The 12,510-nt window shown below is 63.4% G+C and carries 8 protein-coding genes and 1 tRNA gene; 6 read left to right on the top strand and 3 right to left on the bottom strand.

The genetic code is table 11. The annotated features are described in order from the left end of the window. Nucleotides 1-240 precede the first annotated feature (240 nt). Together glnA and AC0L3U_RS23985 are read right to left on the bottom strand one after the other, a co-directional pair. Complete coding sequence (gene glnA / locus AC0L3U_RS23990) at nt 241-1,650, bottom strand: type I glutamate--ammonia ligase (protein WP_007603494.1); 1,410 nt, start codon at nt 1,648-1,650, stop codon at nt 241-243. Nucleotides 1,651-1,799: 149 nt separating this feature from the next. Beyond that, nucleotides 1,800-2,138, bottom strand: coding sequence for a P-II family nitrogen regulator (locus AC0L3U_RS23985; RefSeq protein ID WP_007603495.1), 339 nt, complete (start codon nt 2,136-2,138; stop codon nt 1,800-1,802). Nucleotides 2,139-2,520: 382 nt separating this feature from the next. Between AC0L3U_RS23985 and AC0L3U_RS23980 the strand changes: the two genes are divergently transcribed. Then, nucleotides 2,521-4,020 carry an NAD(P)H-hydrate dehydratase gene (locus AC0L3U_RS23980; RefSeq protein WP_473363448.1) on the top strand — a complete coding sequence of 500 codons (1,500 nt, stop codon included), beginning with the start codon at nt 2,521-2,523 and terminating at the stop codon, nt 4,018-4,020. Nucleotides 4,021-4,024: 4 nt separating this feature from the next. Here the strand turns inward: AC0L3U_RS23980 and AC0L3U_RS23975 are convergent, their stop codons facing one another. Then, nucleotides 4,025-5,329, bottom strand: coding sequence for a multicopper oxidase family protein (locus AC0L3U_RS23975; RefSeq protein ID WP_473363447.1), 1,305 nt, complete (start codon nt 5,327-5,329; stop codon nt 4,025-4,027). A gap of 152 nt (nt 5,330-5,481) precedes the next feature. On the opposite strand from AC0L3U_RS23975, the gene AC0L3U_RS23970 reads away from it, so the two are divergent. From AC0L3U_RS23970 to lon, 5 genes are all read left to right on the top strand, one after another. Continuing rightward, nucleotides 5,482-5,566 (top strand) — tRNA-Leu (locus AC0L3U_RS23970). A 173-nt stretch (nt 5,567-5,739) separates the two neighbouring features. Further along, the gene (tig, locus tag AC0L3U_RS23965; RefSeq protein ID WP_473363446.1) at nt 5,740-7,101 is read left to right on the top strand and encodes a trigger factor; all 1,362 of its coding nucleotides are present in this window, start codon (nt 5,740-5,742) and stop codon (nt 7,099-7,101) included. Between the two features lie 298 nt (nt 7,102-7,399). Then, a complete protein-coding gene (locus AC0L3U_RS23960) occupies nt 7,400-8,035 on the top strand; it encodes an ATP-dependent Clp protease proteolytic subunit (protein WP_007603501.1) in 636 nt (211 codons plus the stop codon). A 441-nt stretch (nt 8,036-8,476) separates the two neighbouring features. Continuing rightward, complete coding sequence (clpX, locus tag AC0L3U_RS23955; protein ID WP_007603503.1) at nt 8,477-9,748, top strand: ATP-dependent Clp protease ATP-binding subunit ClpX; 1,272 nt, start codon at nt 8,477-8,479, stop codon at nt 9,746-9,748. 321 nt (nt 9,749-10,069) lie between these two features. Continuing rightward, a complete protein-coding gene (gene lon, locus AC0L3U_RS23950) occupies nt 10,070-12,493 on the top strand; it encodes an endopeptidase La (protein ID WP_456764079.1) in 2,424 nt (807 codons plus the stop codon). Nucleotides 12,494-12,510: the final 17 nt, after the last annotated feature.

Here is a 12,510-nt window from a genome sequence, read left to right as displayed (position 1 = left end):
GGCCGGTTGCTCAAACTGTGCATGATGCCAACCGCCAGACTCTAAGTTCTACTGGATAAGAGCTGGGGGCAACGTCACGGGCGCAATAAACCAGATATCAAGAATTGATGCGCGCCAGTTTTCTCGATTCCGATTCGTTCTTTGAGAACGAAGTGGAATCAGACGCAGAACGAAACTCGATGACCACAAAAAAAGGCGCCCCGAGGGGCGCCTTTCGTGTGTCGCGGTCGTTCGGGCGGCTTAGCCCGAATAGTACATCTCGAACTCGACCGGGTGCGGGGTCATTTCGAAGCGGGCGACTTCGGTCATCTTCAGCTCGATATAGGCGTCGATGAAGTCGTCGTCGAACACGCCGCCGTTCTTCAGGAAGCCGCGATCCTTGTCGAGGTTTTCCAGCGCCTCGCGCAAGCTGCCGCACACCGTCGGGATCTGCTTCAGCTCTTCCTTCGGCAGATCGTAGAGGTCCTTGTCCATCGCCGGACCCGGATCGATCTTGTTCTTGATGCCGTCGAGGCCCGCCATCAGCATCGCGGCGAAGCCGAGATAGGGATTGGCGAGCGGATCGGGAAAGCGCACCTCGACGCGCTTGGCCTTCGGCGAAGCGGTGTAGGGGATGCGGCAGGAGGCCGAGCGGTTGCGCGCGGAATAGGCGAGCAGCACGGGAGCCTCGTAGCCCGGGACCAGACGCTTGTAGGAGTTGGTCGACGGGTTGGTGAAGGCGTTGATCGCCTTGGCGTGCTTGATGATGCCGCCGATGTAGTGGAGGCAGGTCTCCGAGAGGTCGGCGTATTTGTTGCCGGCGAACACCGGCTTGCCGTCCTTCCAGATCGACTGGTGCACGTGCATGCCCGAGCCGTTGTCGCCGAAGACCGGCTTCGGCATGAAGGTGGCGGTCTTGCCGTAGATGTGCGCGACCTGGTGGATGCAGTATTTGTAGATCTGCATGTGGTCGGCCATCAGCGTCAGCGTGTCGAACTTCATGCCGAGCTCGTGCTGGGCGGAAGCGACTTCGTGATGGTGCTTCTCGACCTTCACGCCCATCTTGGCCATGGCGCCGAGCATCTCCGAGCGCATGTCCTGCACGGAGTCCTGCGGCGGTACCGGGAAGTAGCCGCCCTTGGTGCGGACACGATGGCCGAGATTGCCGCCTTCATATTCGGTGTCGGAGTTGGTCGGCAGCTCGGAAGAGTCGAGGCGGAAGCCGGTGCTGTAGGGGTTGGCGGAGAAGCGCACGTCGTCGAATACGAAGAACTCGGCTTCGGGGCCGACGAACACGGTGTCGCCCACGCCCATCGACTTCACCATCGCCTCGGCCTTCTTGGCGATGCCGCGGGGGTCGCGGTTGTAGGGCTCGCCGGTGGTCGGCTCGAGCACGTCGCAGGTGATGACCATGGTGGTCTCGGCGAAGAACGGATCGATCGTCGCGGTCACCGGATCGGGCATCAGGCACATGTCGGACTCGTTGATCGCCTTCCAGCCGGCGATCGAGGAGCCGTCGAACATCGTTCCTTCGGCGAAAATGTCCTCATCGATCATGCTGATGTCGAAGGTGACGTGCTGCCACTTGCCGCGCGGATCGGTGAAGCGCAGGTCGACGTATTTGACGTCGTTGTCCTTGATCGATTTCAGGACGTCTTTGGCGGTCTTCATGCATACCCCTTTTGGCTCTGCGGGTCGGTTTCCAAACTTCGAGCGACCGTGTTCACGCTTCTTGAGGCGCGCGAGGCACAAACAAAATGAGGCCGCCGAAGCAGCCTATTTCTTGTCAGAATGTCGCAAAATGCGGGATAGCACCCGGCTCAGATAGCGTCCAGCCCGGATTCGCCGGTTCGGATGCGGATCGCCTCTTCGATGTTGGAGACGAAGATCTTGCCGTCGCCGATGCGCCCGGTTTGCGCGGCGCGGCGGATTGCGTCGATGGCGCGCTCGACCAGATCGTCGCCGATCACGATCTCGATCTTCACCTTGGGCAGGAAGTCGACGATGTATTCTGCGCCGCGGTACAGCTCGGCGTGACCCTTCTGCCGGCCGAAGCCCTTGGCTTCGGTGACGGTGATGCCCTGAAGGCCGACTTCCTGAAGCGCTTCCTTCACCTCGTCGAGCTTGAATGGCTTGATGATGGCTTCGATTTTCTTCACTGCGCGCCTCCCGGCCTTTCGAACAAATAGCAACGTCTTCGTCAGGATGCGCTTTTCATGACGCACGATCTTGTCTTCGCTATGCCGGGATCCCTGACCAGTCCGGCAACAACGGCCGGCCACACCCTGATAAAATGCCAGTGAGCACGACGAACCGAAGCGACTTCCGCGAAAGCAGGGTCTATGCCAAGTTGCAAATGCCCTGATTATTGGAGCGTTATCAGCCTTTTAACGTGCAGCTCTGATAGGTGGCGCCGACCCGCACAAAATACCTCAGACTACGAAATAGGCAAACGGTTCAATATCTGTGCAGATCGTCGTTCCGTCGGATGGCCTGGTGCGGAACGTGCCTCTTGAAAAGGCTTTTGGACAGGGAAGTGGCATGGAAGTTCTGACCAACGCCGAAATGCAGCGCGCCGACCAGCTCAGCATTGCGGCAGGCACCCCCGGCTTCAAGCTGATGCTCAGTGCCGGCCAGGCTGTCGCCGAGGCCGCCCACGCGCTGGTGGAGGAGGGGCCAATCCTGATCGTGGCCGGCCCGGGCAACAACGGCGGGGACGGTTTTGTCGCAGCCGCCGAGCTCGCCGCGCAAGGCCGCGAGGTCTCGGTGATCCTGATGTGCGAGCGCGACCAGCTCCAGGGCGATGCGGCCTCGGCCGCGCGGGGCTGGAAACACCCGGTGCTCCCGTTCAACCCGCAGGCGATCGGGCGACCGGCGCTGATCATCGATGCGCTGTTCGGCGCGGGCCTCAGCCGTATCGTCGAGGGCGAGGCGCGTGCGATGATCGAGGCGATCAACACCAACGGTGCGCCAGTGCTCGCGGTGGACCTGCCGAGCGGCATAAACGGCACCAGCGCGGCCGTGCTGGGCGTGGCGGTGAACGCCACCGAGACCGTTACCTTCTTCCGGAAGAAGCCGGCGCATCTGCTGCTGCCGGGGCGCATGCATTGCGGCCACGTGCGTGTCGCCGACATCGGTATCGAGGCGCAGGTGCTGGACGAGATCGCGCCGCAAATATTCGAAAACGATCCGGACTTCTGGGGCGCGGCCTTTCCGGTGCCGCGCATCGACGGCCACAAATACGCGCGCGGCCATGTGCTGGCGGTCTCGGGCGATGCGGCGGCGACCGGTGCCGCGCGGCTCGCCGCGCGCGGGGCGCTGCGGGCAGGCGCGGGCCTGGTGACTTTGGCGACGCCGCGTGATGCGCTCGCGATCAATGCGGCTGCGCTTACCGCGGTGATGGTTCGCCCCGTCGATACCGCCATCGAGTTCGGAGAGTTGCTCGGCGACAAGCGCTACAACACCTGCATCATCGGCCCCGGTGCGGGTGTCGGCGAGCGCACCTGCGATCTCGTCCACACGGCGCTTAACGCGCAGCGGCATCTGGTGCTCGACGCGGATGCGCTGACGAGCTTTGCCGCGAATCCCGAGCGCCTTTTCGAATCGATCAAGACGTCGCAGGACAACGCGGTGGTGCTGACGCCGCACGAGGGCGAGTTCCCGCGGCTGTTCTCCGACCTCAGTAATAAGCATCCGGGGCGCTCGAAGCTCGAGCGCGTGCGCGCCGCCGCCGAGCGCTCCGGCGCGGTCGTGCTGCTGAAGGGCGCCGACACCACGATTGCCGCGCCCGACGGCCGCGCCACCATCGCCGCCAACGCACCGCCCTGGCTCGCCACCGCGGGTGCCGGCGACGTGCTCGCCGGCATCATCGCAGGCCTCCTTGCGCAAGGCGTCCCGGCGTTCGAAGCCGCCAGCATCGCGGTGTGGATGCATGGCGAAGCGGCGAGCGAGGCGGGGCCGGGCTTGATCGCGGAGGATCTCACCGAGACGCTGCCCGCCGTGCACCGGCGGATCTATCATGCGCTCGGGGTGGAATACTGAGCTCTCACTCCACGCCGTACCAGCGCACCAGCCGCGGCGCGGCCCAGTCGGTTACGACGGATTCGATCAGCCATCGCCCGGGGGAGGCCGCAGCGAATGCGATGCGCTGGGTCTGGCCGGGTTCGATCGCGAGCGTGTCGAGCCAATAGGGCTTCCAGCCGTCGTCGAGCTTGTCGAGCAGGCGGAAATGGTGGCCGTGGAGATGGAAGACGGTGGCGACGGGGGCGGGGTTCTTGAGGGCCAGCACGACGGTGCGGCCGGCCTTGGTGCGAAAGGCGGGGGCGGAGGACGTCGAGAAATTTACGGGCCGTGCCCACCCGGCGTCGGCTGCCCCGAGCGCGACATCGAACCGCAGGGCGCCTCGCAGATCGAGGCGGTCGGGCAGGTCATTCGGAGGGAGGGGCTGTGGATCGAACAGCGGCACACGCCGCTCTAACCGGCCGGTGATTGCGAGGCTCCCGATCTGGCGCGCCTCTTTGCCGTCATGCAGGAGGAATGGGGCCGATTTGGCAGTATCCACAAACGCGTCGGCGCGCCCGCCGGGGGCCAGCACCAAGGCGCCGTTGCGCGCCGGGAACGGCTCGGCTGGCTGACCGTCCAAGGCCATCACCCGTAGCTCGTAGCTCTCCAATTTGATTGCCAGGACAGTGCGTTGCGAGCCGTTGATAATGCGCAGCCGCAGCCGCTGATTACCCATCGCTGAGAGTTCGAATGAAGTCTGCCCGTTAATTGTGTAGAGCGGCGTGGTGTCCTTCGGGTCCCGGCCTGGCGGAACCGCGGTTCCGTCCTGCCGCAGCCGCCATTCCTCGATCAAGATGACCACGTCACGATCGACGCCGACCGGGTCGGTCTCGGCGGCGATGATCGGAAGCGGGCGCGCGGGCTGCTTCAGGCCGTCCTCGAACAGCCGAAAGTCGGCGAGCAGAGTTCCCGCGTTTGGCACTGAAATGATTGATGTTTCCGTCGCATCCGGTGCCGTCGGGGCGCGTCCCCGAAGCGGGTCGACCGCGGCCGGGCCATTGAGGCCGTACCAGACTGGTGCAAGCGGGACAGGCAGGTCGTTGCGGAAGACGACCTCGCAGCGGTCGCCCCGCTTGAGACGGACATCCCCCAGGTGGCTGACGGCGGCCAGCTCCCAGACGGGGGTAGCCGGCTGATCCGGCCTCAGAGCCAGCGTTGCCGGCCTTGCCTGAAGCGCGAGCTGGGCGGTCACGAGCGGGCTTGCGCCGCCCCCCATCAGCCCGGCTGACGAGGCTCCAAGTCCGGCCAAAACCTCGCGCCTCGTCGGGTCGAATATCCGCGTTTTCATGGCCGATCCGGACCACGCCGTGCTGGATAAGTCCAGCCGTCGTGCCTAGTTGAAGCCTGCCTCTATCGGGCCATTTTTTTGCTGCGAACAGGCGGGCACATGCTATAAGCCCGCCGCCCGCGGCATCGCGGCCGGTCTTGATGCAAATTTACGCGGGCGTGGCGGAACTGGTAGACGCGCTGGATTTAGGTTCCAGTGACGAAAGTTGTGGGGGTTCGAGTCCCTCCGCCCGCACCAAGCGCTTTCAGCGTTTGCACGGATTACGCGATCTGCTCCCGCGCGGATATTTGTCCGCCGGAAGCCGGTCCGATGAACCACCGGCGTTGAGGCGTTCGCCTCGCGCCGGATCGATTAATGACAGCGTCCCGACGCATGCGCGCCGGGACCGAACGAGAAGAAGATTGGACACCATGCAGGTCACAGAAACCCTCTCGGAAGGTTTGAAGCGCGAGTTCAAGATCAGCGTTCCCGCGTCTGATCTCGACGCCAAGGCCGGTGCCAAGCTCGTCGACCTCAAGGACAAGGTCAAAATCAACGGCTTCCGCCCCGGCAAGGTGCCGGTCACGCACCTCAAGAAGGTCTATGGCCGCTCGGTGATGGCCGAGACCATCGACCAGACCATCCGCGACACCAACACGCAGCTGTTCTCCGAGCGCGGCTTCCGCTTGGCGACCGAACCGAAGATCACCATGCCGACCGAGCAGGCCGAGGTCGAGGAGCTGCTCAACGGCAAAACCGATCTGACCTACACGGTTGCGATCGAAGTGGTGCCGTCGATCGCGCTCGCCGACTTCAAGACCTTCGAGGTCGAGAAGCCCGTCGCCGAAGTCACCGACGCCGACGTCGACGAGGCGATCAAGCGCATCGCCGATTCGAACCGTGGCTATGCCGCGAAGGGCGAGGGCGCCAAGGCCGAGTCGGGCGATCGCGTCACCGTCGCCTTCAAGGGCACCATCAACGGCGAGCCCTTCGAGGGCGGCGCCGGCGAGGGCATCCAGGTCGTGATCGGATCCAACACCTTCATCCCCGGCTTCGAAGAGCAGCTCACCGGCATCGCCACCGACGAGACCCGCACGCTGAAGGTGGCGTTTCCCAAGAACTACATGAACGACAAGCTCGCCGGCCAGCCGGCCGAGTTCGAGACCACCGCGACGCTGATCGAGGCGCCGCAGGATCTCGCGATCGACGACGAGTTCGCCAAGACGCTCGGCCTCGAATCGCTGGACAAGCTGAAGGAAGCGGCGCGCGAGCGGCTGGTCGCCGAGTTCGCGACCGCGACGCGCCAGCGCGTCAAGCGTGCGCTGCTCGACCGCCTCGACGAGACCCATCGCTTCGAGGCTCCGCCCTCGCTGGTGGACGAGGAGTTCAACTTGATGTGGAACTCGGTGAAGGCCGAGATGGACTCCGCCGGCAAGACCTTCGCCGACGAGGACACCACTGAAGACGCCGCCAAGGAAGAGTACCGCAAGATCGCCGATCGCCGCGTGCGGCTCGGCCTCGTGCTCTCCGAGATCGGCGAGAAGAACAAGATCTCCGTGACCGACGACGAGGTCGGCCGCGCCGTGATCGAGCGGGCGCGCTCGATGCCGGGCCGCGAGAAGGAGGTCTGGGACTATTACCGCAGCAACGCCCAAGCGTTGGCCCAGCTTCGTGCACCGATCTATGAGGACAAGGTGGTCGACTTCATCCTCGAGCTCGCCAACGTGACCGAGAAGAAGGTTTCGCGCGACGATCTCTACAAGGACGACGAGGCGGAAAAGACCGCCGCTTGAGGGCTCTAGGCGAGCCCTTGGGATAGCCTTGCATTAAGGATGATCAGCAAAGAGGTCGAGCTAGCCAGGTGGCCGGCTGGGCCTCTTTGTACGAATCAGCTTCAACTGCCCCACGGATTAAGCCTTAATTCGCTCCGCACTTGTCAGGCGCGAATTGGGCTATATCTGTCGCTACGCCTTACCAAGTTCGTCTACCAAGTTCCTGCATCACGGGACGTCCATCGGCCTTCCGGCAGATCCAGCCCCGACTGGCAGCCGGGCCTGGCGATGTCCGCCTCTTCAAAACCCTAGGTGACTCATGCGCGATCCGGTTGAAACCTACATGAACCTCGTGCCCATGGTGGTCGAGCAGACCAACCGTGGCGAGCGCGCCTACGACATTTTCTCGCGCCTTCTGAAAGAGCGCATCATCTTCCTGACCGGGCCGGTCGAGGACGGCATGTCGACGCTGATCGTCGCGCAGCTGTTGTTCCTCGAGGCGGAAAATCCGAAGAAGGAAATCTCGATGTACATCAACTCGCCGGGCGGCGTGGTGACGTCGGGCCTCGCGATCTACGACACCATGCAGTTCATTCGCCCGCCGGTCTCGACGCTGTGCACGGGCCAGGCCGCCTCGATGGGCTCGCTGCTGCTCTGCGCCGGCGAGAAGGACATGCGCTTCTCGCTGCCGAACGCGCGCATCATGGTGCATCAGCCCTCCGGCGGCTTCCAGGGCCAGGCCACCGACATCATGCTGCACGCCCAGGAAATCCTGAACCTGAAGAAGCGGCTCAACGAGATCTACGTGAAGCACACCGGCCAGACCTACAAGGCGATCGAAGACGCGTTGGAACGCGATAAGTTCCTGACCGCGAGCGACGCCAAGGAGTTCGGCCTGGTCGACAGGGTCATCGACAAGCGCGCCGAGGAAACCGCGGCGCCGAAGACCCCGTAGCACTACTGCGGCGGCGAACCCTCCGGGCTCGCCGGCGCCATCAGGGAGCGTTCACGTTAAGGACACGTGCGCGCGTCGCAAAACGTAGTTTTGCGCCCTGCGACAGGCAGAAAGTTCCGGTTTCGTGCTTGTTTTTCGTGGCAATCCAGCAACGCCGGGGTGATTTCGATCACTTCGCCCGTGCCAAGACCGGAAATCACGGTATTGTCACGGGTAGCCGGCGACCTCCGATTAGCGAATTCTTGATAGTCGGGTGACAGCATGGTTCGCTACGACTGATCGGCTATGATCGCGGGGAATCGAGTGACCGTGATTCGCACGGCATGTAACGCGTAGGGTCTTTTTTGGTACGGAATTTGCTCTATTTGAAGGACTGTACCGGCTGTCGTGCCGGAATAGGGCGATCGAGCGGACGGGATCGAACCGCGGACGGAGACATGAATGAGTAAGGTCGGCACGAGCGACTCCAAGAACACGCTGTATTGCTCGTTCTGCGGCAAGAGCCAGCACGAAGTTCGCAAACTGATCGCGGGTCCCACGGTCTTCATTTGCGACGAGTGCGTCGAGCTCTGCATGGACATCATTCGCGAGGAGAACAAATCCTCGCTGGTGAAGTCGCGCGACGGGATTCCGACGCCGAAGGAAATCTGCAAGGTGCTGGACGATTACGTGATCGGACAGAACCATGCGAAGAAGGTCCTCTCGGTCGCGGTGCACAATCACTACAAGCGCCTTAACCACCAGACCAAGCACAACGACGTCGAGCTTGCGAAGTCGAACATCCTGCTGATCGGTCCGACCGGCTCGGGCAAGACGCTGCTCGCGCAGACGCTCGCCCGCATCCTGGACGTGCCGTTCACGATGGCGGATGCGACGACGCTGACCGAAGCCGGCTATGTCGGCGAGGACGTCGAGAACATCATCTTGAAGCTGCTCCAGGCCGCCGACTACAACGTCGAGCGTGCCCAGCGCGGCATCGTCTACATCGACGAAATCGACAAGATCAGCCGCAAGTCCGACAATCCCTCGATCACGCGCGACGTGTCGGGTGAGGGCGTGCAGCAGGCGCTGCTCAAGATCATGGAAGGCACGGTGGCTTCGGTCCCGCCGCAGGGCGGCCGCAAGCATCCGCAGCAGGAATTCCTGCAGGTGGACACCACCAACATCCTGTTCATCTGCGGTGGTGCGTTCTCGGGCCTCGAAAAGATCATTTCGGCACGCGGACGTTCGACCTCGATCGGTTTCGCCGCCCAGGTGCTCGCGCCGGAAGACCGCCGCACCGGCGAAATCTTCCGTCACGTCGAGCCGGAGGATCTCCTGAAGTACGGCCTGATCCCGGAATTCGTCGGCCGTCTGCCCGTCGTGGCGACGCTGGAGGATCTGGACGAGGCTTCGCTCAAGAAGATCCTGGTCGAGCCGAAGAACGCGCTGGTCAAGCAGTACCAGCGGCTGTTCGAGATGGAGAACATCGAGCTGACCTTCGCCGACGAGGCGCTTGGCGCGGTTGCCCGCAGGGCGATCGAGCGCAAGACCGGTGCGCGCGGACTCCGTTCGATCCTCGAGGCGATCCTGCTCGAGACCATGTTCGACCTGCCGGGCCTCGAAGGTGTGGAAGAAGTCGTGATTTCCCGCGAAGTCGTGGAAGGAACGGCGCGTCCGCTCTACATCTACGCCGATCGGTCCGATCGCGCCGTCGAGAACGCCAGCGCCTGATTTCGGCGCTGGAACGCTCCAATCGTCTCCTCAAGCAAGGGCTGCGGAAAGTATCTCCGCAGCCGGTGTTGCGTCGCTTATTTGCGTGCGTAAGCGCCTGATGGCGCGCGTCTTCAATGACTTGACACCCCCCGGGTCGATAGCCACCTAATGTCGGCGGCGAGCAAAAATTCTCTTCAAGATTCGCCTCAGTTCCGATCCGGCAGGCCGGTCCAATCTCAAAAGGACCGACCGGTTTTGTGGATCACCTCGGCACCTTGTGGCGGTTGCGCATGAGCATGGCGGGCTGCGTGCAAGGGGGCAAAGCAAAAGGAAAAGGCCATGACCAATCCAAAACCCAGGCCAACCATCGTCCATGGCGAAACGCACGCCTATCCCGTGCTGCCCCTGCGCGACATCGTCGTCTTCCCGCACATGATCGTTCCGCTCTTCGTCGGCCGCGAGAAGTCGATCCGCGCGCTCGAGGAGGTGATGAAGAACGACGCGCTGATCATGCTCGCGACCCAGAAGAACGCGTCCGACGATGATCCGGCACCCGATTCCATCTACGAGACCGGTACGCTTGCCAGCGTGCTCCAGCTCTTGAAGCTTCCCGACGGCACCGTGAAGGTGCTGGTCGAAGGGCTCGAGCGTGCGCGCGTGCAGAAGTACACTGACCGCGCCGACTATTACGAAGCGACCGCGATTGCGCTCGCCGACACCGATGCGAAGTCGGTCGAGGCCGAGGCCATGGCGCGCTCGGTCGTGTCCGACTTCGAGAGCTATGTGAAGCTCAACAAGAAGATCTCGGCCGAGGTCGTCGGCGTCGTGCAGGCGATCACCGATTTCGCCAAGCTCGCCGACACCGTCGCCTCGCATCTCGCCGTCAAGATCGCGGATCGCCAGGGCATCCTGGAGACGCTGTCGGTCACGCAGCGGCTCGAGAAGGTGCTGGGCCTGATGGAGAGCGAGATCTCGGTGCTCCAGGTCGAGAAGCGCATCCGCTCGCGCGTCAAGCGCCAGATGGAGAAGACCCAGCGCGAGTACTATCTCAACGAGCAGATGAAGGCGATCCAGAAGGAGCTCGGCGACGACGACGGTCGCGACGAACTCGCCGATCTCGAAGAGAAGATCTCCAAGACCAAGCTCTCCAAGGAAGCGCGCGAGAAGGCGCAGCATGAATTGAAGAAGCTGCGCCAGATGTCGCCGATGTCCGCGGAAGCGACCGTCGTGCGCAACTATCTGGATTGGCTGCTGTCGATCCCGTGGAACAAGAAGTCCAAGGTGAAGAAGGATCTGGCAGCCGCGCAGGCGGTTCTGGATGCCGATCACTACGGGCTGGAGAAGGTCAAGGACCGCATCGTCGAGTACCTCGCCGTGCAGTCGCGCGCCAACAAGCTGACCGGCCCGATCCTGTGCCTCGTCGGCCCTCCCGGCGTCGGCAAGACCTCGCTCGGCAAGTCGATCGCGAAGGCGACCGGGCGTGAGTTCGTGCGCGTGTCGCTCGGCGGCGTGCGCGACGAGGCCGAGATCCGCGGTCACCGCCGCACCTATATCGGCTCGATGCCCGGCAAGATCATCCAGTCGATGCGGAAGGCGAAGTCGTCCAATCCGCTGTTCCTGCTGGACGAGATCGACAAGATGGGCGCCGATTTCCGCGGCGATCCGTCCTCGGCGCTGCTCGAGGTCCTCGACCCCGAGCAGAACGCGACCTTCAACGACCACTATCTCGAGGTCGACTACGATCTCTCCAACGTGATGTTCATCACGACCGCGAATACGCTGAATATTCCCGGGCCGCTGATGGACCGCATGGAGATCATCCGGATCGCGGGCTACACCGAGAACGAGAAGGTCGAGATCGCGCGCAAGCACCTGATCCCGAATGCGGTGTCCAAGCACGGCCTGGATTCCAAGGAGTTCTCGATCGACGACGACGCGCTGCTGCTTCTGATCCGCCGCTACACCCGCGAAGCGGGCGTGCGCAATTTGGAGCGTGAGCTCTCCACACTCGCCCGCAAGGCGGTGAAGGAGCTGATGATCTCCAAGAAGAAGTCGGTCAAGGTCACCGAGAAGACTCTGGAAGAGCTGCTCGGCGTGCCGAAGTACCGCTACGGCGAGATCGAGAGCGAGCCGCAGGTCGGTATCGTCACCGGCCTCGCCTGGACCGATGTCGGCGGCGAGCTGCTGACGATCGAAGGCGTCATGATGCCCGGCAAGGGCAAGATGACGGTCACGGGCAATCTGCGTGACGTGATGAAGGAATCGATCTCGGCGGCGGCGTCCTATGTCCGCTCGCGGGCGATCGTCTACGGCATCGAGCCGCCGCTGTTCGACCGGCGCGACATCCACGTGCACGTGCCGGAAGGCGCGACGCCGAAGGACGGTCCATCGGCGGGCGTGGCGATGGCCACCGCGATCATCTCGGTCATGACCGGCATCCCGGTCCGCCACGATGTCGCGATGACCGGCGAGATCACGCTGCGCGGCCGCGTGTTGCCGATTGGCGGCCTGAAGGAGAAGCTGCTGGCTGCTGCCCGCGGCGGCATCAAGACGGTGCTGATCCCCGAGGACAACGCCAAGGATCTCACGGAGATTTCCGATGCGATCAAGGGCGGCATGGAGATCATCCCGGTCTCGCGCCTCGACGACGTCGTCGCCAAGGCGCTGGTGAAGAAGCCGGTGCCGATCGTCTGGGAAGAGGACACCAAGGTGACGGTGAAGCCGGACGGCGACGAAGCCGCCGGCGGCCTGACCGCTCACTGAGATCGCAGCTCGAAAAG

This window comes from Bradyrhizobium sp. Kon69, assembly GCF_055807515.1.
The sequence above is the reverse complement of the archived record's forward strand: the minus strand, read 5'-3'. Positions and strand labels throughout refer to the sequence as shown.